This is a genomic window from Polaribacter sargassicola (assembly GCF_021991835.1).
GTDB classification, from domain to species: domain Bacteria; phylum Bacteroidota; class Bacteroidia; order Flavobacteriales; family Flavobacteriaceae; genus Polaribacter; species Polaribacter sargassicola.
Genome location: NZ_JAHDAU010000008.1, coordinates 36019 through 60229, shown reverse-complemented (window position 1 = coordinate 60229; position 24211 = coordinate 36019). Strand labels below are relative to the sequence as shown.

Genomic DNA, 24211 nt, shown 5'->3' with positions numbered 1-24211 from the left:
TATATATAAAATATTCGCAATGTTACTTTTCATATTTGTAACATTCTCATGTGATAGTTATCTAGAAGAAGTTCCTCAAAATAAATTAAAACCATCTACAGTAACAGACTATAGAGAGCTTTTAAATTTTGGTTATATAACAGATAAAAGAATAATGCCATATATAGAGGCTTTAGGAGACGATGTTGGTTTCTTTGAAGAAGATAAAATGGCAGGTTTAAATAGTGGAACAACTGTGCCAGATGCAGGTGATTTATACATAAGTGCTTATATGTATGATCTTTCGCACGAAGAAAGTTTAGGGTCTGATGTAGCGTTTAGTAATTTCTACCAAAGTATTTATTATGCTAATTTGGTAATAAATAATATAGAAAACTCTTTATCTGTTATTATTACTGATGATATGCAAGAGTATAAAGATAATTATAAAGGAGAAGCTTATGCTTTAAGAGCTTTTTCATATTTCTATCTTGTAAATTTATACGGGCAACATTTTGATCCTGCAACAGCTAGTACAGATTTTGGTGTGCCAATAATAACAGATACAAATACAGAAGATAAAGCATACCCAAGATCTACAGTAAAAGAGGTGTATGACATGATTAAAGCAGATCTAGAAGAGGCTGTAAGTTTAATGGAAGCTAATCCAATAAACAAAACTAATAAGTTATTATTTAATTTACAAAACACTTTAGCATTACAATCAAGAGTAGCGTTGTATATGCAAGAATGGGACAGTACTATAGAAACTGCTACTAAATTATTAGATTCTAATTCTTCAGTTTTTAATTTATCAAACCTAGGATATTTATACAATTTATCTAATGATTACAATTTTGATATATTTAGATATGGTACAGATTATTTAGATATCAGTAATGATAACGTAATTTTTTGTAGCGGTGCAACAGAAAATATTCCAATATTATCAATTTGGCCAACTGCTACTACTTTTTCAGTAAGTAAAGATTTAGCAGATATATATGAAGAAGGAGATATAAGAAGATATTATTTTATTGGAACACATGAAAGAGTGTTATACGGTGTTACTAGTTCTAAATTATCATTAATAAAAAATAAAGAAAACACACCTATAGCAACAAATGCTGCCTACAGAACTTTTCAAGGATATAGTAGAGTGCTTAGAGTAGAAGAGGTTTTACTAAACAGAGCAGAAGCTTATGCTCAAAAAGGAGAGTTAGCATTAGCCATAAACGATCTTAATACAATAAGAGTTAAAAAGTTTGACCCTAATTATTATGAAGATTTAATAGAAGCAAACTTTACCCAAGAAACACTTATTAATTATATATATGATGAAAGAAGAAGAGAGCTTTGCTTTGAGGGACAACGTTGGTTTGATTTAAAGAGAACTACTAGGCCAGAAATGTTTAGAGTAGGTTATAACGGACGTGAGGCTCATATTTTAAAAGATGATCCACGTTATGTATTACAAATTCCAGAAGATGAGCTTAGTGTAAACCCAAATATTGTTGCAGCACCTAGGTAATTATTAATTTAAAAAAATAAAAATCATGAAATATATAATAAAATTAATGTCGTTTATTTTACTGATATCTATATTTACGTCATGTGAAGATGAAGGAGCTTTGGTATCAGATTTTAATGGTAAAGATCCATTTCCAATGATCGAAAAAGGAACATCAGAAGTTAGTCAGCTTGCATATAGTATTTATGAAGATTATGATTTACATTGTTATTATGATCTAGAAGGAGATGAAGCTTTATCGTCTGAGTATGGTTCTATGAGATTGTTAAGTTCTTTTACGCCTATAAAAGCAGAAGAAGAAAGAACTATAATTGTTTTAAAATTAATCAGACAGATGTATGAATTTTTTAGTGATTATAGAGAAATGCAAGTTTACAGAAGAATGGTATTGTTAGGTAATACTGAGTTTTCTAGCTCTGTAACAGCTTTATATGATAAGTATAACTATAATAGAGATTTTACATCTTATAATATTCAAGGAACACAAATTCTATCAAACATAAATAATTCATTTGAATATAATGAGTTTCTAACTAAAGAGATGCTTTTGTTTACTTATTTTAATGGGTTTTTTAGATATCATTTTTCTGTTCCTTCAGAGTTTACTAGTATATCTAACGGAAATTATAGATTTCAAAGATTACGTACTGGTAAATTTTCATATTTATCTACATCAAGTTATAATGCGGGCGCAGCTTCTAATGGAGGGTTTGTTCATCCTTGGGGTACATATGCTATTGTGACAAATCCTTATGCAGATTGGGAGTCTTTTGTAGTTTGGATTATTTCTAGACCAAAAGAAAGTAGAGATGTTTATTTAACTACAAAACCTAAAGTTAAAGCAAAGTATGATATAGTTATAGAAAAAATGGCTACAGATTATGGAATGGATTTAGAGGCTCTTTCTACAAAGTGGCAGTCTATTGGAATTTAAACTAAAAAAGTATTTTCACAATATTTAATCATATGAAAAAAATAATATTAAGTTTTGGATTGTTCTTGAGTCTAATGGCTTGTTCAGAAAAAACTTCAATAGACTATGCCTTATTAACTGGTAAAATTGAAAATATTGATACCAAGGTAATAACAATAAATAAAGAAGGGCAGCCTTTAAAAAAAGAAATTGTTGTTAAGCCAGACGGTACCTTTATAGATACAATTAAGACTAAGCCAGGTTTTTATTTGGTTAATGTGGGAAGAAATAAAGCTCTTGTTTATTTAGATGCTGGCAATAAAATTAATTTAACAGTAGATAATAAGGATTTTTATGGTTCTCTTAAATTTTCTGGTGAAGGATCAGAAATTACAAACTATGTTAAATTTAAGAACAAGAAAATTGCAGAATTAAAGGGAAAGAGCGCAGAGTTTTATGCTTTAGAAGAGGTTGAATTTAAGAAGAAGGTTAAAAATATTAGAGAAACATTATCTAATGTAATTGATACTATTAAAGGAATAAAACCAGAATTTAAAGCACTAGAAAAGAAAGGATTTGATTATAATTATTTATTAGACCTATCAAAATATGCTAGTGGTTACCATAAAGCAAGGGTTAATAATCCTAATTATAAAGCATCTAAAGAATTTTTAGCAGAATTTGATACTTTAAATCTTAATAATGAGGTAGAGTTTAAACGTTCTAGTTTATATAAACAATTAGTTGTAAATTATTATGTTAATGAAATTCGTGATTTATCTGAAAAAGATTCTATAGATTTTATGGTTGCTAAAGTTAAGGTACATTCAAAAATACCGAATGAATATATCAAAAACGAGCTCCTTTTTTCTGGAGCAGAATATGCAATGATTAAAATAGAAAACTTTGAGGAATATTATCAAACTTTTATAAGTGCTTCTACTAATGAGAGTAATAATGCTAAAATAACTGCTGTTTATAATAAATTATCAAAGCTTAATAGAGGTCAAGTTTCTCCTAAGTTTTTTAATTATGAGAACAATGCAGGCGGAACATTGTCTTTAGATGATCTTAAAGGGAAGTATACTTATATAGATCTTTGGGCAACTTGGTGTGCACCTTGTTTAGCGCAAGTACCTTTCTTAAAAAAAATAGAAAAGGCATATCATGGTAAGAATATTAATTTTTTAAGTATTTCTATAGACAATCCAAAAGATCATGATAAGTGGAAGAAAATGATTGCAGATAAAGATTTAGGCGGAATTCAAGTAATTGCAGATAAGTCAACTAAATCACAATTTGCACAAGAATATTTTATTACATCTATTCCGCGTTTTATTTTAATAGATCCAAACGGATTAATTATAGATAAAAAAGCACCCCTTCCTTCAAATCCAGAATTGATAGAACTTTTTAATGAGTTAAATATTTAAAAATTTATCCCATTGTATATTTCTTATAGCAGTTAATTTAAATACAAATACTAAAGAGACTTTAAATAAAATATACAATGGGTTTAATTTACCTGATTAATTATTCTATCATATAGATAATAAACTATAACCCCTCAATTTTTATAAAAATAAAATATGACAATTAATAAAATTAAAAAAGTAATTTTTAGCATAGGGCTAGCAACATGTTTGGTTTCTTGTTCAGAAAAAGCACCAGTAGACTACGCGTTATTAACTGGTAAAATTGATAATTTAGATAAAAATGAAATTACTTTACTTAAAGAAGATAATTCATTTAGTAAAAAAATTACTACAGATACTAATGGGTATTTCTCTGATACAATAAAAAATCCATCAGGGTTATATGCACTTAATGTTGGTAAAAGAAAAAAAGTTGATATTTATTTAGAAGAAGGAAATGATATTAATCTAACTGCAGATGCAAAAAAGTTGGTTAATTCTATTGATGTTTCTGGTGAAGGGGCAGAAGTTACAAATTACTTTTTTTTCAAAAACAAAAAAGTTTCAGAATTTAGAATTAAGGGTAAGGAACTTTATAAGTTGACAGAGCCAGATTTTAAAAAGAAATTTAATGAAATTAAAACATATCTAACTTCGGTTATAGATACTTTACAAGGTGTTAGTGCTACTTATAAAAATTTAGAGAAACGTAATCTTAATTACGAATATTTAAATGAATTATCTCGTTATGCAGGTGGTTATCATAGGCATTGGGCTAAAAATAAAGCTTATAAAACTTCAGAAACGTTTTTAGAAGAATTAGATGAAGTAGATTTAAATAATGAATTGGATTATCAATTTTCAAGTGCATATAGAGAGATTGTTAATCGTCATTACAACGAAAAAATCAAATACTTGATTAATGAAGGTGTTATGGAGTATGGTTTGGTAAAAGTGTCTGTTTATTCTGAAGTAGAAAACCAGTACATTAAAAATAAATTAATTTTTAATAAAGCGGAGTTTGAAATCTATAATACAACAAAATTAGATGAGTATTATAAAATTTTTATGAATGCATCTACAGACGAAGAGAACAACGCAAAAATTACAAAAATTTATAACATTTTAGCTAAGGTTGGTAAAGGTAATCCATCACCTAAATTTGTAGATTATGAAAATAATGCAGGTGGTACATTGTCTTTAGACGATTTTAAAGGAAAGTATTTATATATAGATATTTGGGCAACTTGGTGCGGTCCTTGTATTAGAGAAATACCAGATCTTAGACGTGTAGAAAAAATGTATCATGGAAAAAACATTAGTTTTTTAAGTATTTCTATTGATGAGCCAAAGGATCATGACAAATGGAAAAATATGATAAAAAATAATAAGTTAGGCGGAACCCATGTTTTGGCAGATAAAGCTTTTAATTCTCAATTTATTTTAGATTATAATATAAGATCTATTCCTCGTTTTATATTAATTGATCCAAATGGAGTAATTGTTACACAACATGCGCCAGCTCCATCAAATCCAGAATTAATCGATTTATTTAATGAGTTAAATCTATAAAATACTCAGGTATATAAATACTAACAAAAAATCAAAAAAAATAGTTCCTGTTAAGTTTTGTAATAGAAAATTAAAAGGTAAAAAACAGGAACTATTTTTTTATAATTTTAAAAACATCATTTTTTTTAAACATTAATAAACATCTATTAGTATTAAACTATTAGATGAGGATTTGTACGTGTTTTTTTTATGTAAGACTCTGGTTTACATGGTGTTTTAATTTATATGCAGATTTTTTTCTTTTAACATTTTTTAACTAAGGGTTAAAATATATAACTCCGTAATAGAAGTAAATAATATAAACAATTTGTTTATAGTAACAACCAATCAATTTAATGAAAAAAAATACAGTTCTACTTGCCTTTCTATTTACAGTTAATTTTTTTGCACAGGATATTAAATTAAATAACCCGTTGCCAGAAAACAAGAAAGTTATAAAGGGCGTGTTGTCTAATGGGTTTACGTATTATATATATAAAACGGGTGCTGTTAAAAATGCTGCAAGCTATTATATTATTCAAAACGTAGGGTCTATATTAGAAAATGAAGATCAGCAAGGTTTGGCTCATTTTTTAGAACATATGGCTTTTAACGGAACCAAAAATTTTCCTGATAAAGGTATTATTAATACACTAGAAAAAAATGGAGTTGCATATGGTAGAGATATAAATGCCATAACCAACTTTGAAGAAACTGTGTATAATATAAACAATGTTCCTACTACGCCAGAACTTATAGATACTAGTTTACTAATATTACATGACTGGGCAAATTTTTTATCTCTAAAAGAAGAAGAAATTGATTTAGAAAGAGGTGTCGTTAAAGAAGAATGGAGAACCCGACAAACTAGCTATATGAGGGTTTATGAGAAAAAAATGCCAGCCTTATTTAATAATAATATTTACACAAAACGTATGCCTATAGGGTTAATGGATGTTGTAGATAATTTTAAATATAAAACTTTAAGAGATTTTTATTATGATTGGTATAGAACAGATTTACAGGCTATCGCTGTTATTGGAGATATAAATGAAGATGAAGTTAAAACTAAAATAGAAAAATTATTTTCATCTATACCTGCTGTTAAAAACCCAAGAGAACGTTTTGTTGTAAAAATACCAGAAAACGATAAATTAACTTTTGTGTCTGTAATGGATGCTGAGATTAAATCTTCTTCTATAGAGTTCGGAATAAGACATCCAAAGAAAACAGAAAATAGAATCATTGCAGATTTAAAGTCAGATTTGTTAACAAAACTAGCAACCATGATGCTTTCTGGTAGATTAGGTGAGTTAAATGATGATAAAGATTCTCCTTTAAGAAGAGCTTCTGTTAATTATTCTAGTATTTCTAGAAGTACAGATGTTTTAACGTTATCAATATTTCCTAAAGTAAATAAACAACAAGAAGCTTTTAAAATGGCTTTTAAAGAATTAATTCGTGCTATTAAATTTGGTTTTACCGAAGGAGAATTAGAAAGAACTATTAGTAAATATGCAATTCAGGTTAACAGAGCTAATAGCAGTTCTCATCAATCTATAAAAGATTTAATACAAAGCAATTATCTAGAGAATACTGTAATAAAAGATGTTAATAAAGAAAAGGCAATTGCTAAACAAATTCTTAATACTATAACACAAGAAGAAGTACATTTAAAATTAAAAGAACTCTATACAGTAAAAAATAGATATACAACAGCAACAGCAGTAAAATCAGAAAAAAATATTACAGAGAAAGAAGTTTTACAAATTGTTTCTGATGTTGAAAATGATGCAACACTTATAGCTTATAAAGATAACTTTGAAGGTAAAACATTACTAGGAACAGTAAAAATAGACGAAGGAAAAATTGTTTCAGAAAAAGAAGACGAGGTAACAAATTCAACCACATACATATTAAGTAATGGTGTTAAGGTTCACTATAAATTTGCAGATAAAAGTAATGTAACTTTAAAAGCGATAAGTTATGGAGGTCTTTCTTTAATTAAAGATTCAGACTTGGCATCGGCTGCTTATATAAACAATGTAGTTTCAGGTTCTGGTTTGGGAGATTATTCTATGAATGATTTATCAAAAATTTTAGCAGGAAAAACAGCAAGAACTAATATTTCTATTTCTGATATTACAGAATCTGTAACAGGTAATTCATCTACAAAAGATATAGAAACCATGTTAAAAATGGTTCATCTAAGATTTGTAAAACCAAGGTTTGATAAAGATGTGTTTGCTATATTTAAAGCAAGGTTAAATAACCAGTTAATTAGAAGAAAAAACAATCTTGGTCAGAAAATTAAAGACAGTATTAATGTAGCTTTTTATGGCGATAATAATATTAAGAAACCCCTATTTACAAAAGAATACGTAGAGTCTGTTTCTTTTGAAACCATAAAAGAAATTTATAAAGATCGTTTTAAAAATGCTTCAGATTTCGAATTCTTTTTTGTTGGTGGTGTACCAAAAGAAAATATAAAACCATTATTAGAAAAGTACATAGGAAGTATACCAACTATTACAAAACCAGAAACATATAAAGATAATTCTGTAGAATGGGTGAGTAGAGATATAAATAAAAATTTATTTTTTAAAATGGAAAACCCGAAAAGTACAGTTAGGGTTACTTTTGAAAATGAATTAAAATATACTCTTAAGAATGAATTGTTGATGACAATTTTAAGCGATGTTCTTCAGCTTAGATATACAGAAACATTAAGAGAACAAGAAGGTGGAACTTACGGAAGTCGTACTACAGCAATTTTATCTAAAAGACCAGTAGAAACTGCAAATCTTACGGTTAGTTTTGATTGTAATCCAGAGAAAGCAGATAAATTAACAAGTATTGTATATGATGAAATTTATAAAATAGCAGATGGTAATATTAACCAAAATGACTTTTTAAAATCAATAACTAATACTTTAAAAAAGCACAAACAACAAAAGAATTCTAATGAATATAAAATGGATGTTTTAACTAATTTTTTTATTGAAGGTTATGATATGAATGATCCTAAAAATTTTGAAAACATTGTAAATAATATTTCAATAAAAGATCTGAAAGAAATAACTAGTAAGATAATTAAAGGAGGAAAAAAGGCTGAAATTATAGTTAGACCGATAAGTTAAAAAACAATTATTAAATTTTCTTTTACTAAACTTTGTACTATATAATTTGGATTTATTAAAAAAGTAAAAGAGTGAGGGCTATTAAAAATAGCCCTCTTTAAAAAATAAATTAATGAAATATACATCTCTATTTTTTGCATTATTTGTAACATGGTTTATAAATGCACAAATTTATGATCCAGTATCATGGACTACATCTGTAGAAAAATTATCAGATAATGAGTATTACCTAATTAGTGAAGCTACTATTGAAGAAGGTTGGCATTTATATTCACAAATAGTTCCAGAAGACGGACCAATTGCTACTACTTTTGTTTATGAGAATCAAGATAAATCTTTTACAATAGATGGAGCTACGATAGAAGAAGAAGGTCATACAGTTGATGATCCAGTTTTTAAAATGATGATTACTTATTTTGAAGAATCAGCAGTGTTTAAACAGAAAATAATTCTTAATAATCCTCAAAAAACTATAAATGCTACGGTAGAATTTATGGTTTGTGATGATGAAAAATGTTTGCCACCAACAGAGGTAGATTTAGTATTTAACTTAACTACAGAACCTCAAGAATTAAACAAAGTATCAGAAGAAGTTAGTACAACAAATGTATTTTTAGAGACAGAAAAAGAAGAAGAAAAAGAAGAAGGAAACACAGGGCTTTGGACTATTTTTATTCTAGGATTAGGAGCTGGATTTATAGCATTATTTACGCCGTGTGTTTTTCCTTTAATACCAATGACAGTTAGTTTTTTTACAAAACAAAGCGAAAACAAAGCAAAAGGTATAAAAAATGCACTTATTTATGGTTTATGTATTGTTGTAATATATGTAATTTTAGGTACAGGTGTTGTAGCTATTTTTGGGGCAAGTGCAATTAACGAGTTTTCTACAAGTGTAGTGTTTAATCTAGTGTTTTTTGTAATCCTAATTATTTTTGCATTATCTTTTTTAGGTGCTTTTGAGATTATGTTGCCAAATTCTTGGGCAAATAAAATAGATAGTAAAGCAGATAAAGGAGGTTATTTAGGAATCTTTTTTATGGCTTTGGCGCTAGCTATAGTTTCTTTTTCTTGTACAGGACCTTTTGTAGGAAATATTATTGTATTGTCTGCAACCAAAGGAGGGTTAGCACCTATGGTAGGTATGTTAGGTTTTTCATTAGCATTGGCTTTACCGTTTGCTTTATTTGCAGCATTTCCTGGTTGGTTAAATTCATTACCAAAATCTGGTGGTTGGTTAAATACAGTAAAAGTTGTTTTAGGTTTCTTAGAATTGGCTTTAGCTTTTAAATTTTTATCGCAAGCAGATTTAGTTTTACAACTTCATATTATAGAAAGAGAAGTGTTTATTGCCATTTGGATAGCTGTTTTTGGAGCTTTAGCATTTTATCTTTTCGGAAAAATTAAATTACCTCACGACTCTCCGTTAAATCATATTTCTGTAGGACGTTTAAGTTTTGGGTTAATTGTATTAAGTTTTACTATTTATATGATACCAGGTCTTTGGGGAGCACCGCTTAATTTAATAAGTGCTTTTCCTCCACCTATAGATTATTCAGAATCTCCTTATGGTGTTGGTCACTTTAAGGCAGAAGTACAAAGTGTTTCTAATAATAATCATCAAGATTTACCAGAAGGAGCACATCTTTTAGCTCCTCATCAAATATTGGCTTTTAATGATTATGATAAAGGTATGGCTTATGCAAAAAAGGTTAATAAACCAGTTATGCTAGATTTTACAGGTTGGGCATGTGTAAATTGTAGAAAAATGGAACAAAATGTTTGGCCAAATAATCAAGTATTAAATATTCTTAAAAATGAAGTGGTATTAATATCGCTTTATGTTGATGATAAAAGAAAACTTGTAGATGATGAAATAGTAGATTCTAAGTTAAAACCAGGCAAGAAATTAAAATATATTGGTCAAAAGTGGAGTGAATTTCAGACGATAAAGTACAAAACAAACACGCAACCTTTTTATGTTCTTGTAGGACAAAAGGAACAAAATTTAAATAAACCAGTAGGTTACACACCAGATACTCAAGAATATTTAGAGTGGTTAAAAGAAGGGGTGTCTAATTTTAACAAGTAGTTTAATGTTTTATTAAAAAAACATTTCTTATTAATGCAGTATTAATAAAATAAATGTTATATTTGCATCCGCTTAAAGCAACGGTCTGGTAGTTCAGCTGGTTAGAATACCTGCCTGTCACGCAGGGGGTCGCGGGTTCGAGTCCCGTCCAGACCGCATTTTAAAAAGAAAGTCAAAGCAAATTGACGTAAGCCCCACTAAAATGGGGCTTTTTTATTTTCTATAGTTTTCATTTCTTCCAATTTCACCCGAATGCAAGTGTCTTATTCGGAGGACTTTTTATTCAAAAATAAAGTCCACCTATTTAATTCTTTTACGCTGATATTCAATATTTTGCATAATACTTTTTGAAAGGTTTGCTATAATTTTACACTTAAATATTTCAGTATGAAAAGAGCAACATTTAACATTTTATTTTTTATCAAAAAAAGCAAATTATTAAAAAACGGAACAGCACCAATTTATATGCGTATCACTGTTAATGGAAAGCGTTCTGAAGTGTCTTTAAAAAGAAGCATTTTGCCTAAATTATGGGACACCGTAAGAAACAAAGTAAAAGGAAATTCAACAGACTCCAAAGACTTAAACGAGTATTTAAATAGTGTTAGAGGGCAAATGTTTAGGCATCAACAAATGTTGCAAGAAGATAGAAAAACCATAACCCCAAAAACCCTAACCAATGCATTTTTAGGAAAAGGAGAAAAACAATGGACCTTACTAGAATTATTTCAAGAACACAACGAAAATATGAATCGTTTGATTGGTAAAGAATACTCCCCTTTAACCTATCAAAGATATCAAGCAGCACTAAATCACATTACTGTTTTCTGTAGATCTCAATACAATAATGAAAACTTCTCTTTATCAGAAGTCAATCATAAATTTATAGCAGCATTTGAATTCTATTTAAAAACAACTGCAAAATGTCAACATAATTCTGCAATGAAACATATAAAGGCATTAAAGAAAATAATATTAATAGCAATTGCAAATGACTATATAAGAAAAGACCCTTTTGTAAATTATAAGATTATCCAGAAGAAAACAGAAAGAGAATGTTTAACTCAACAGGAAATACAAAAATTAATAGATAAAGATTTTAGTATCGAGCGAATTGAAATAGTAAGAGATTTATTTGTTTTTCAATGTTATACGGGTTTGTCTTATCGTGATTTAGAAAAGTTATCAAAAAACCATATTAATATTGGTATTGATGGCTACAAATGGATAATTATGAATAGAACAAAAACAGGTTCAGAATGCAGAATACCACTCTTACCAACTGCAGAAAAGATATTGAAAAAATACAAAAAAAATCCTTGTCATCAGATAAAAGAAACTTTACTTCCAGTACCAAGTAATCAAAAAATGAACGCGTATTTAAAAGAGGTCGCTGATTTATGTGAAATTGATAAAAAGCTTCATACACATTTAGCACGTCATACGTATGCAACAACTATAACCTTATCTAATGGAGTTCCAATGGAAACTGTTTCAAAGCTTTTAGGGCATAAAAAAATTGCTACAACTCAGATTTATGCAAAAGTATTAGACTCTAAGATTAGAAAAGATATGGCAATGTTAATGAACAGTACTGCTAGTTAAATATTTCTAAAAGTAGTATATTTCTTTTTTATTGCTAAAAAAAGAAATATACTACTATGAAAAAAATTATTTTAGATAGTTTTAAAAGCACTCTAAAAAGCTTACATCTTTTAAATTTACTCATTTTAAAAGAAAAATCAACTAAAGAGGACTTAAAACAAGGTGTAACAGAAGCTAGAGATTTACTTTTTTCTAGTTTTAGTAGTTTAAATATTTTTGCAGAATCTATTACAAATCATATTACTTTAAAACATAAAATATCTACATCTAAAAATAAAAAGAAAGTAGAAAAATCAAAAATAGAAGTTAAAGTAATATATAATGATTTAGTCAATTTAGTTAAAAATGACATATCAGAAGATTTAATTAATTTACGTCAAACAATAACACTTAAAAATCAATCTCTACTTTTAGGTTTGTACTTTATGAGTTCAATGAAAAGTGAGGAAATAGTAGAGTTAAATAAACATTTAAGCATTGATAATTTATCTAAAAAAGAATTACTTGAGGTATTAAAAAAATATTTTAATGCAATTATTAATTATATAGAAGAAATATTGTTTTATGATGTTTTTTTAATCTTTGATAAACCAGAGATTACCTATACTCAAGAACTCTTATTAATTACCGATTATAAAAAAGAATATATAAATAAATGGGTTGATTGTACTGTAACTTTAAGTGAACTAAGAAGAAATAAAAAAATCGATTATTGGAGTGAAATATTAGATTTGAATTTAGACAGTAATCAAATTCAAAAAATAGAAAAACACCAGGAAATTCTTTTTTATGAAAATATAGATTCAGAAGTGTTAGTTGCTTTTAGTGATATAGAAGAGTTGAATATAAAACAACAAATAGAGCAAATAGAAAAAGAATTAATTTTAATTAATGGTTTTTTTAATGGAGACTTATCAAAACTTACTGTTGATAGATTAAAAAAAATGATAAATTTTTCGAAACCAAAGAAATTAATTTTAGCTTATGACCAATTAAAAAAGAGTAATTCTTATAATGCATTTGAATATTGTATTTATGATTTTAATTATGTAAGAAAATATACAGATTATTTTGTAGCTGCTTTTTTTATTAAGTACTTAATAAAAATAGAAGAAAGTTTAAAAGTGATAAGTGTAAATAATCCAATTCAGAAAATTAAAACAAATTCTAAAGTAAATGATATTGTAAAAAAAATTGAAGATCTAACCAAGTTTGAATTCTTATTAAATATTGATGATAATAAAGTCGAAATAAATAAACTTTCAGACGAAATTAATTATAAGTATTCTGTTTATACAGACGAATTAAAGACAGATATTAAAGCAAAATTTTTAGAAGGGAATTTTGATTTTTTAAAACGATTATTAGCTTTAGTTGAAGAATCAATAAATCAATGGTTATCTATTAAAAGTGAAGATAATTTATATTTTAAAATGTCTTTTATTAATGAAAAATATAAAAACATTACAGATGAAGTTAGTGTGAATCATCTAACAGAATTAAAGTTAATTTACTTAAAAGAGATAAAAAAATCATTGCTTTTTTTTATTAATAATGATTTGGTAAAAAATATAAAAGAAGGTGATATAATTGATTTTGAATCATTCATTACAGATATTAATAAAAGAGATTATGTTTATAGAATTCTTGAGTATTTTGGGGCTATAAATAGTAATAGAAAATCTACTTTAACACAGCGTAAGAAAGGTGTTCTTAGAGGAGTTGTAGAAGCTTTAATTGATAAAAATGTTCTACCAGAATTTGGTTTGCACAATTTATGTTTAATTATAGCAAAAGATATTGGTTTAGAGTTAAAATCAAAACTTGACTATCATGATACGGCCAAAAAAATACATAACGAAGCGAAAAAATACATAGTTGATAACCCATTTCATTAAAATGCATTATTTATAAGGTTTTATAAGGACAGTCTTATAAGTAGTTATCTATAGAGCAATCTTGCGGTATAAATTAAAAACATATATCGTTATGGAAGCAATTATTTTAAGCTCAAAACAGTACACAGAATTAGTAAATCGTTTAGATGTATTAAGCGAAAAACTAGAGGAAAAACAAAAGAAACCTCAAGACATTTTTCTAGACAATCAAGAATTTATTCAGCTAATGAATATTAGCAAACGTACAGCCCAAACTTGGAGGGATGATGGTATCGTATCTTTTTCTCAAATAGGTTCAAAAATCTATTACAAAATGAGTGATGTACAGAAGCTTTTAGACAAAAACTACAAAGCAGCATTTTCAAACAAACGTAAGTATTAACCCTAAAATGTAAAAAGTTATGAAAAAAGCTGTACCAATTAAACCGAAATTTGAAAGTTTAGAAGAGCCTGATACCATTATTCAGCACATTAAGGAATTAATAGAAAATGAAGAAATTAAACACGATAGTATCTTATCTAAATTATTAAAAGAATTTAAACCTATTGATTTTGAAAAAATAGCGAATCCAAGTGTTCACGATAATTTTAAACTTTTAAATAAACACTATTCAATTATTTCAATAGACAATGTTTTAAGAATCGCTAAAAATAATAATTGGGGTTTATGTAAAAATCATAGTTTCATTTATTTGTACAATGGTTCTTATTGGAGTGAAATAGATAAAGAAGCTTTTCAGAAATTTTTAGGAAAAACAGCCGAAAAAATGGGTGTGCCTTTTTTCTCTGCGAAATATTATAAATTCAAAAAGGAATTATACGAACAATTTTTGGCAACTGCATACCTAGATGCTATACCACCATCAGCAGACAATGTTTTAATTAATCTGAAAAATGGAACTTTTGAAATTAATGCAAAAGGAACACAATTAAGGCCTTATAGCCCCAAAGATTTTATTACATACCAATTACCATTTGAATATAATCCAGATGCTAAAGCACCTGTTTTTCAGGCATATTTAAACGAAGTATTGCCAGATAAAGAACGTCAAAATGTGTTGGCAGAATATTTAGGTTTTGTATTCATAAAACATAACAGTAATAGATTAAAAGAAGAAAAAGCATTAATACTTTATGGTACAGGAGCAAATGGTAAATCTGTATTTTTTGAAATAGTAAGTGCGTTGCTAGGGGAGGAAAACATAAGTAACTATTCTTTACAAAGTCTTACCAATGAAAACGGATATTTCAGAGCAAAATTAGCTAACAAATTAGTCAATTATGCAAGTGAAATTAATGGCAAACTAGAAAGTTCAGTTTTTAAGCAATTAGTTTCTGGTGAACCTGTTGAAGCTCGTTTACCTTATGGCGAACCTTTTACTTTAAAACAATATGCAAAATTAATATTTAATTGTAATGATCTACCAAAAGAAGTAGAACAAACAAACGCATATTTCAGACGTTTTTTAATTATTCCTTTTGATGTTACCATTCCACCAGAAAAGCAAGATAAAAACCTACATAATAAAATTATAGAAACCGAATTATCAGGTGTTTTTAATTGGGTTTTAGAAGGCTTAAATCGTTTATTGGAACAAAAAGGCTTTTCAAAATGTGCCGCAGCAGAAAAAGCGGTCGAAAGTTATAAAAAACAATCAGATAGCGTTAAAATGTTTGTAGACGAAAACGATTATGTTATTTCGCCAAATGAGTACACTTTAATAAAAGAAATATATCCACGTTATCGACAATATTGTTCAGAAGATGGTTATAGACCTGTAAGCAAAGTTAATTTCTCTAAACGTCTAAAGAACTTAAATATCATAGTTGAACGTGTTGCAGGCAACAAATTAGCAGCATTTATAACAAATGAAATTCCCTACTAAAAAAAGATGTTTAAAAGCGGTAATTAAAATAACTAAAGTAACAGTATGAGTTACTAAAGTTATTAAAATTACCCTCTAGAGAAAACTTTTTTATGAGCCAATACAGATACACTTTTGAAAAAGGTAGCAAAAAACACCAATGTCCTGCCTGTCATAAAAAACGCTTTGTAAAGTATATTGATGTTCAAACAAAAGAATATCTTCCAGAAATATATGGCAAATGCGACCGAGAAATGAATTGCGGTTATCATCTTAATCCCTATAAAAATGGATATGCAAAAGACAACACGATTAAGAATGAATTTAACTATCAAATTAATAGACCAAAAGTAAAACCAAAAAGAGTATGTATTCCAAAAGATGTATTTTATAAAACAAGAAAAGCGTATGAAGAAAATACATTTATACAGAATTTACTAAATAATATAGCATTCCCATTTGAGTCAGAAGATATTGAAAAAATCATAGCACAATATCATTTAGGTACTGTAACAAAAGGGTATTGTAAAGGTGGAACAACATTTCCATTTATTGATATTAATAATAATATAAGAGCAATACAGGTTAAAACTTTTAATAAATCAAATCATACTAAAAACACAAATTTTTTACATTCTATTATAACTAAACATCATACACAAAACCAAAGGAAAATACCAAATTGGCTAAAAGATTATAACAACAACGAAACTAAAGTATCTTGCTTATTCGGTGAACACCTATTGAGCAAATATCCATACAATCCCATAGCGTTAGTAGAAGCACCTAAAACAGCAATTTATGGTACATTATATTTCGGTTTTCCTAACAATCCTAAAAACTTATTGTGGTTAGCAGTTTATAATTTAAGTAGTTTAAATATTAATAAGTGTAAAGCATTAAAAGGTAGAAACGTGTATTTATTTCCAGATCTATCCAAAGAGGGTAAAGCCTTCAATTTGTGGAGTAGTAAAGCACAGAAAATTCAACAACAAATAGAAGATTCTTTTTTTAAAGTTTCTGATTTATTGGAAGAACTAGCACCAAACCAAGACAAAGAAGAAGGAAAAGATATTGCAGATTATCTCATAAAATTAGACTGGCATAAATTCAGAAAAGAAAAAAATAAAAACAGTCTTCAAGAAGCACCTAAAAAAGTAACTGAACAGACCAAAATAATTGAAGAAGATAGCAACAGTACAAATAGTAAAAAGGCTATTAGTCAATCCAAAGAAATACAACCGAAAACCACAAAAATACAACTCGAAGAAAATCTTATTTTTCAAGAAAAACAGACAGATAATTGGAATGAAGAAATAGACGAATTAGAATCCTTTTTTAATAAAATAAACATACCTAAAAATAATTGTTTACTAAACCAAGCAACTAAAATAACTAATGTAACGCAGTTTTTAAAAAGTCATTTAGCAATAGTTAAAGCAAATAATGGCAAGCCAATCTACTTACCTTATTTAAGAAGGCTTCAAGAATTAAAACATATCTTATCAGATTAGTTTTTATTTCTTGAAATATTGCTATTTTTAAGGTTCTAAAATTGCCAGAGCAAAAAGAATACAAAAAGAAAATGATTAAACACTTCAATAACAAAACTCAAAAGGTAGGAGACGATTTAAAGGAAACATTAGAAAAAGGAAGTAAAATAAGTATTGCAGCTGCAATTTTTTCTATTTATGGATTTGAGAGTCTAAAGAAAGAACTGAAAAATATCGACGAATTACGTTTCATTTTTACAGACCCTACGTTTATTGAAATGGATAAAAAGAATCGTCAGGAAAAAATGTTTGAGATTTTAGCTAATGATAGAAAGAAATCTATTGGTGGTTCTCGTTTTGAAATTAATTTAAAGAATGAATTAAAAGGAAAAGCAATTGCAAAAGAATGCAGAAAATGGATTGAAGAAAAAGTGAAATTTAAAACCAATGCTAAAAATGGTTTTATTCAACCTCAATTCATAGTAAATAATTCAGAAGAAAATATTGCCTATAGTGGAATAAATGAATTTTCTAGTGCAGGGATTGGTTATGAAAAAGATAATGCCATTTTAAATATGGTAACAAGATTCGATGATTTCCCTACTACTGAGGCATTTTTAAAACACTTTGATGATGTTTGGAATGATGATAAAATCTTAAAAGATGTAACAAAAGAAGTCAGTTCTTATATCGATAATTTATACAAAGAAAACGCACCAGAGCTTATATACTACCTTACGCTATTTCATATTTTTGATGAGTTTTTAGAAAATATTACTGAAGACGAATTAGCTAATGAACAAACAGGCTTTAAAGAATCTGTGGTTTGGAATACGCTTTATGATTTTCAAAAAGATGCAGTTCTTGGAATTATCAATAAATTAGAACGTTACAATGGCTGTATTTTGGCAGATAGTGTTGGTTTAGGAAAAACCTTCTCAGCACTTGGTGTAATTAAGTATTATCAAGAACGTAATAAAAGCATCCTGGTATTATGTCCTAAAAAATTAGGCGATAACTGGAAAACATTTTTAAATCCTTACGATGATAATATTCTTTTTAAAGACCGTCTTAATTACCATGTATTATATCACACAGATTTATCTAGAGAAAAGGGAATGTCTGGAAATATGGATTTATCAAGAGTAAATTGGGGAAATTATGATTTAGTGGTCATTGACGAGTCACACAATTTCAGAAATAACGACCCTCGTAAAGATAAAATTACCAGATATAAAAGATTGCTAAATAATGTAATGAAAGCAGGTGTAAAAACTAAAGTTTTAATGCTTTCTGCAACACCAGTAAATAATAAATTTACCGATTTAAAAAATCAAATTGCTTTAGCTTATGAAGGTAAAACAAATGTAGTTGATGAAAAATTAGATACAGATAAGTCAATTGATTCCATTTTAAATAAAGCACAAAGAACCTTTAAAGATTGGTCTAACTTACCAGTAGAAGAAAGAACCAGTAAAAAATTATTAACAGAACTAAATCAAAATTTCGATTTCTTTAAACTCTTAGACAATATCACTATTTCTAGAAGTAGAAAACACATCACTAAATATTATGATACCAATGCTATTGGTAAATTTCCTAAAAGGCTACCTCCAAAAACAGTAGAGTCTGAAATTACACATTTAAAAGATTTTATTAAAATTGATGAACTTTATAGTAAACTATCAAAGCTTTCAATGTGTATTTATACACCATTTGATTATATTTTAGAGGAAAGAATTGGGTTTTATTCAGAAGTGTATGATACCAAAATAGAAGGAAAAAGTAGCTTAAAACAAACCACAAGAGAAAAGAGTTTACAAAAATTAATGAAAGTTAATTTATTAAAAAGGCTCGAAAGTTCAGTAGATTCTTTTCGTATAACATTAGAAAAGTTTGTAAATGCAGTTTCTGAAAATATCAAAAGCATCGAAAAATTTGAAAGTACAGGAAGCAACCAATTGGCTGAAATGGCTCAAATTGAGGATATAAATTTTGACACAGAAAGTGATGATTGGTTAGATGATGAGTTTAGTACTAACGGAAAAATTAAAATCAATTTAACAGATATGAATACAAGCGGTTGGAAACAAGATTTGCAACTAGATTTAAGTATCGCACAAGATTTGTTAGAAGAAATGAATTGGGTAACTCCAAAAGAAGATGCAAAACTTACCGACTTAAAAAACTGTATTACACATAAAATTGAAAACCCTATAAATATAGGCAATAAAAAAATTATTGTTTTTACAGCATTTGCAGATACAGCCAATTATTTATACAAGCATATTTCTAAATGGGCATTAAAAACTCATCACCTAAACTCGGCAAAAATTACTGGTAGTGGTTCTAATGACTGTACTCTAAAAATAGACAAACAGTTTAATAATTTATTAATAAACTTTTCTCCTCGTTCTAAAAAGAGAAGCGAGAAGCATAAAGGAAATCTAGAAATTGATATTCTAATTGCCACAGATTGTATTTCTGAAGGGCAAAATTTACAAGATTGTGATACGCTTATCAATTATGATATTCATTGGAATCCAGTGCGTATCATACAGCGTTTTGGACGTATAGATAGAATTGGTTCTATCAATTCAGACATTCAATTGATAAATTTTTGGCCTCAAATTTCTTTAGATGATTATATCAATTTAAAAGGACGAGTTGAGGGCAGAATGATAATTGCTGATGTTGCAGGAACAACCGAAGACAATCCTTTGACTAATAAATCAACTGACCTTGATTTTAGAAAAAAGCAACTAGAAAAGCTAAAAGATGAAGTTATTGATATAGAAGATATGGATGCTGGTATTTCTATTACAGATTTAGGGCTCAATGATTTTAGAATGGATTTGGTAAACTATATTAATGCAGGAAACGATTTAAGTGGCATACCAAATGGTATGCATGCAGTTTGTCCGAAAATTCCAGAAAAAGGAATTGATGAAGGTGTAATTTTTGTCCTAAAAAATATCAATGCAGAAATTAATATTGATAATACCAATCAATTACATCCATTTTATTTGGTCTATATAAAACAGAATGGAGACATTATTTCTAACCATTTAAACGTTAAAAATACCTTAGATGTTTTACGAGGCATTGCAAAAGGAAGAACAGAACCTATTGCAGAATTGTTTGAAGTTTTTAATGCAGAAACCAAAGATGGTAAGCATATGAAACCCTATTCTGAGTTATTAGAAAAAGCCATCGAATCTATTATTTCTGTAAAAGATGAATCTGTTATAGATAGCTTATTTTCTACTGGTGGTACAGCCAATTTATTAGGCAACATAAAGGGTTTAGAAGATTTTGATTTAATTACATTTTTGGTTATTAAATAAATAAAGTGGCTATGAAAACATTTAATTTACCAACAAGAGCTTTTGTAAATAAGTTTATACCTAAAACGAAGTTTTTTGAAAAAGCACAAGTCAACTCTAAATTACAACAAGAGTTTTCTGATGCGATTGTACGTATTACGTGGGCTTATAAATTGGCAGAAAACACCATTAATATTTCTGGAACAAAGAATGTAGAGGAATTGCAGATTTTTAATATGAAATTAAAAAATAAAACAATTCCAAAAAACGTATTAAAAGTGATTGATAAGGCGATTCCTTTTGCAATTTTATATACTTTTGAGTTTGAAGATGACTTTGCCTATGGTATTACTATCAAGGAAAATGCAGAACAACGCTATTTTTTCTCAGAATGGAATCAGGAGCTTCTTTTTGATTTTACAGGAAATACCATTGAGCATATTTACCAAAAAACAATTAAATTATTTATAAAAAATAAAACTGGGTTAACTGTAAAAAACCAAAATTTCGAGGAGCTTCTTGAAAAAGAAAAAAAAATAGCTACCCTAGAAAAAGAAATAAGCACTTTGCAAAAAAAAGTAAGGACAGAGAAACAGTTTAACAAGCAAGTGGCATTTAATAAAGCGTTAAAAAGCAAACAGAAAGAAAAAGAAAATTTACAAAACGATAATTAATATTCTATGAAGAAAGAAAATTCCATAAAATTATTCGAAAACCAAAAAGTTCGTACACATTGGAACGACCAAGAAGAAAAATGGTATTTTTCTATTATAGATACCATACAAATTTTAACAGAATCAGAACGCCCAAGAAAATACTGGAGTGATTTAAAAAATAAGTTAAAAAAGGAAGGCAGTGAACTGTCCGAAAATATCGGACGTTTAAAAATGTTGGCAGATGATGGCAAAATGCGTCAAACAGATGTAGCTGATACAGAGCAATTATTCAGGCTAATACAATCTGTACCATCACCTAAAGCAGAGCCTTTTAAAATGTGGATTGCTAAAGTAGCAAGAGAGCGTATAGATGAAATTGAAGACCCAGAACTAGGCTTTGAAAGATTAATGGAAACCTATCTTAAAAAAGGCTATAGCAAACAATGGATAAACCAACGTCTTAAAAGTATAGAAGTACGTAAAGACCTAACAGATGAATGGGATAGCAGAGGTGTAAAAAAAGGTAAACAGTATGCTATATTAACCAACGAAATTACAAAAGCTTGGAGCGGTTTTACTGTAGGCGATTATAAAAAACACAAAAATCTTAAAAAAGAAAACCTGCGCGATAATATGAGCAACCTAGAATTGGTACTTAATATGTTAGCAGAAGCCACTACTACAGAAATTAGCAAAGAAAAAAAACCGAAGAATTTTGCAGAAAATAAAAAAGTAGCCAAACAAGGTGGTACTATTGCAGGCAATACCAGAAAACAAATTGAAGAAAAAACAGGTAAAAAAATAGTAAGCAAACTAAATGCGAAAGATTATTTAGACAATAACGAAAAGTTAAACTAGCACATTTACTTATTAAGACTTTTTTATGAAAAAAATCATCCCACAAACTACAGATAGTACTCAACAAAATATAGCTAAAATAGCACAACTTTTTCCGCAAGTGATTACCGAAAAAGAAGATGAAAATGGCAACACAACAAAAGCTATAGATTTTGAATTGCTTAAACAACACTTATCTAAAGATATTGTAGAAGGCTCAGAAGAGCGTTACCGTTTAGATTGGCCTGGAAAAAAAAGAAGTATTTTAAAAGCAAATACACCTATAACCACTACCTTAAAACCAGACCGCGAAAGCTCTGTAAATTTTGACACCACTGAAAACCTATACATTGAAGGCGATAACTTTGAAGTATTAAAAGTATTACAAGAAAGTTATTTAAGTAAAATTAAAATGATATACATAGACCCGCCTTACAATACAGGGAAAGATTTTGTGTATAATGACAATTTTACGCAAGATAAAGATGAATATAATGAAGAAATAGGTGTAATAGATGAAGATGGCAATAAACAGTATAAACCTAAGCCAAACACAGACACCAATGGGCGTTTTCATAGCGATTGGCTCTCAATGATGTACGAACGTTTATTAATAGCAAGAGATTTATTAACGGATGATGGTATTATTTTTATGTCAATTGATGATAATGAAGTACATAATTTACGTAAAATAGCGGATGAAGTTTTCGGGGAAGAGAATCTAATATCACAAATATGCCATAAAGCAAGAGCATCAGTTTCTAATGATAAAATTATATCTTCAAATCACAATGTAATTTTATTTTATGCTAAAAATCAAGAAGTTGTATTTAAAAAAAGAAAGAGAATAGGATTGAATCCAAAATTAGAAGGTTTTGACTTGTCAGACAAAATTGGAAAATACAAATTAGTACCAGTGGATGGACCAGGTGGAGCAAAAAAAGGAAATCCATATTACACTTTTGAAGGAGTTACAGGTTATTGGAGATTTTCTGAAAAGAGAATGAAAGATATGTTTGATAAAGGTTTAATAGTCAAAACACCTAAGAACCTACAACAGAAATATTACTTAAAAGATGCAAAAGATTCTAGAAGAACAGCAACAACTTGGTGGGATGAAAAACTTTATACTTCAACAGCTACAGGTAGACTAAAAAAAATGTTAGATACTAATATTTTTGACACACCTAAACCTGTAGAATTAATTTATAAAATGTTAGAGATGTCAGATACTGATAATTCTGTCATTTTAGATTTCTTTTCAGGTTCAGCCACCACTGCACACGCAACTATGCAATTAAATGCAGAAGATGGAGGAAACCGTAAATTTATTATGGTACAATTGCCAGAAAAAACAGATGAGAAAAGTGAAGCTTATAAAGCAGGCTATAAAACCATACCAGAAATTGGTAAAGAACGCATTCGTAGAGCAGGAAAAAAGATACTTGAAGAAAATGCAGAGCAAATAAAAGAAAGAAAAACTCCTTTAGATGTTGGGTTTAGAGTGTATAAAACAGCAGAAAGTATTTTAAAAGAAGTAGCAAAACACCCAAGTGAGGTTTCTCAAACAGAAATGTTTAAAGACGAAGACAATATAAAAGAAAACGCTACAGACGAGGATATTTTAACTGCTGTAATTTTAGACTTTGGTTTAACCTTAGACAACCCAATAGATACTAAAAAAGTAGCAGGCTCAACTGTTTTTATGGTAGATGATAATGCCTTGGTTGCTTGTTTTAGCAAAAACATAGATATGCAAGTGGTAGAAGAAATGGCACAATTACAACCGCTTAGAGCTGTTTTTAGAGATGCCTGTTTTAAAGATGATAAAGATTTGATTAATACCGTAGAATCTCGTTTTAAGCAATTAGCACCTAATACTAAAGTACACGTTATATAAAAAGGTATTC

General features: G+C 28.2%; 15 protein-coding genes and 1 tRNA gene. All 16 read left to right on the top strand.

The window, feature by feature from the left end:
- Nucleotides 1–19 precede the first annotated feature (19 nt).
- The 16 genes from KI686_RS12955 (at nt 20) to KI686_RS12880 (ending at nt 24201) form a co-directional block, all read left to right on the top strand.
- The gene (locus KI686_RS12955; RefSeq protein WP_237589750.1) at nt 20–1510 is read left to right on the top strand and encodes a RagB/SusD family nutrient uptake outer membrane protein; all 1491 of its coding nucleotides are present in this window, start codon (nt 20–22) and stop codon (nt 1508–1510) included.
- A 25-nt stretch (nt 1511–1535) separates the two neighbouring features.
- Complete coding sequence (locus KI686_RS12950) at nt 1536–2444, top strand: hypothetical protein (RefSeq protein ID WP_237589749.1); 909 nt, start codon at nt 1536–1538, stop codon at nt 2442–2444.
- Between the two features lie 32 nt (nt 2445–2476).
- A complete protein-coding gene (locus KI686_RS12945) occupies nt 2477–3856 on the top strand; it encodes a TlpA family protein disulfide reductase (protein ID WP_237589748.1) in 1380 nt (459 codons plus the stop codon).
- A 156-nt stretch (nt 3857–4012) separates the two neighbouring features.
- Nucleotides 4013–5410: a TlpA family protein disulfide reductase gene (locus tag KI686_RS12940; RefSeq protein WP_237589747.1), complete on the top strand. Its 1398-nt coding sequence runs from the start codon at nt 4013–4015 to the stop codon at nt 5408–5410.
- 335 nt (nt 5411–5745) lie between these two features.
- Nucleotides 5746–8529 (top strand): M16 family metallopeptidase, encoded by a 2784-nt coding sequence (locus tag KI686_RS12935; protein WP_237589746.1) that lies wholly within the window; start codon nt 5746–5748, stop codon nt 8527–8529.
- Between the two features lie 112 nt (nt 8530–8641).
- A complete protein-coding gene (locus KI686_RS12930) occupies nt 8642–10621 on the top strand; it encodes a protein-disulfide reductase DsbD family protein (RefSeq protein WP_237589745.1) in 1980 nt (659 codons plus the stop codon).
- 82 nt (nt 10622–10703) lie between these two features.
- Nucleotides 10704–10777, top strand: a tRNA-Asp gene (locus KI686_RS12925).
- A gap of 231 nt (nt 10778–11008) precedes the next feature.
- Nucleotides 11009–12226, top strand: a complete 1218-nt coding sequence (locus KI686_RS12920) for a site-specific integrase (RefSeq protein ID WP_237589744.1) — start codon at nt 11009–11011, stop codon at nt 12224–12226.
- A 56-nt stretch (nt 12227–12282) separates the two neighbouring features.
- Nucleotides 12283–14124, top strand: coding sequence for a hypothetical protein (locus KI686_RS12915; protein WP_237589743.1), 1842 nt, complete (start codon nt 12283–12285; stop codon nt 14122–14124).
- A gap of 91 nt (nt 14125–14215) precedes the next feature.
- Nucleotides 14216–14506: a helix-turn-helix domain-containing protein gene (locus tag KI686_RS12910; protein ID WP_237589742.1), complete on the top strand. Its 291-nt coding sequence runs from the start codon at nt 14216–14218 to the stop codon at nt 14504–14506.
- A gap of 19 nt (nt 14507–14525) precedes the next feature.
- On the top strand, nt 14526–16010 hold the full coding sequence (locus KI686_RS12905; RefSeq protein ID WP_237589741.1) for a DNA primase family protein: 1485 nt from the start codon (nt 14526–14528) through the stop codon (nt 16008–16010).
- Between the two features lie 92 nt (nt 16011–16102).
- The gene (locus KI686_RS12900) at nt 16103–17503 is read left to right on the top strand and encodes a DUF6965 family protein (RefSeq protein ID WP_237589740.1); all 1401 of its coding nucleotides are present in this window, start codon (nt 16103–16105) and stop codon (nt 17501–17503) included.
- Nucleotides 17504–17574: 71 nt separating this feature from the next.
- Entirely contained in the window at nt 17575–20829 is a 3255-nt protein-coding gene (locus KI686_RS12895; protein WP_237589739.1) for a helicase-related protein, read from the top strand.
- Nucleotides 20830–20840: 11 nt separating this feature from the next.
- Nucleotides 20841–21482, top strand: coding sequence for a DUF4391 domain-containing protein (locus tag KI686_RS12890; protein ID WP_237589738.1), 642 nt, complete (start codon nt 20841–20843; stop codon nt 21480–21482).
- Nucleotides 21483–21488: 6 nt separating this feature from the next.
- Nucleotides 21489–22322 carry a BRO-N domain-containing protein gene (locus KI686_RS12885; protein ID WP_237589737.1) on the top strand — a complete coding sequence of 278 codons (834 nt, stop codon included), beginning with the start codon at nt 21489–21491 and terminating at the stop codon, nt 22320–22322.
- A 25-nt stretch (nt 22323–22347) separates the two neighbouring features.
- Entirely contained in the window at nt 22348–24201 is a 1854-nt protein-coding gene (locus KI686_RS12880; RefSeq protein WP_237589736.1) for a site-specific DNA-methyltransferase, read from the top strand.
- Nucleotides 24202–24211: the final 10 nt, after the last annotated feature.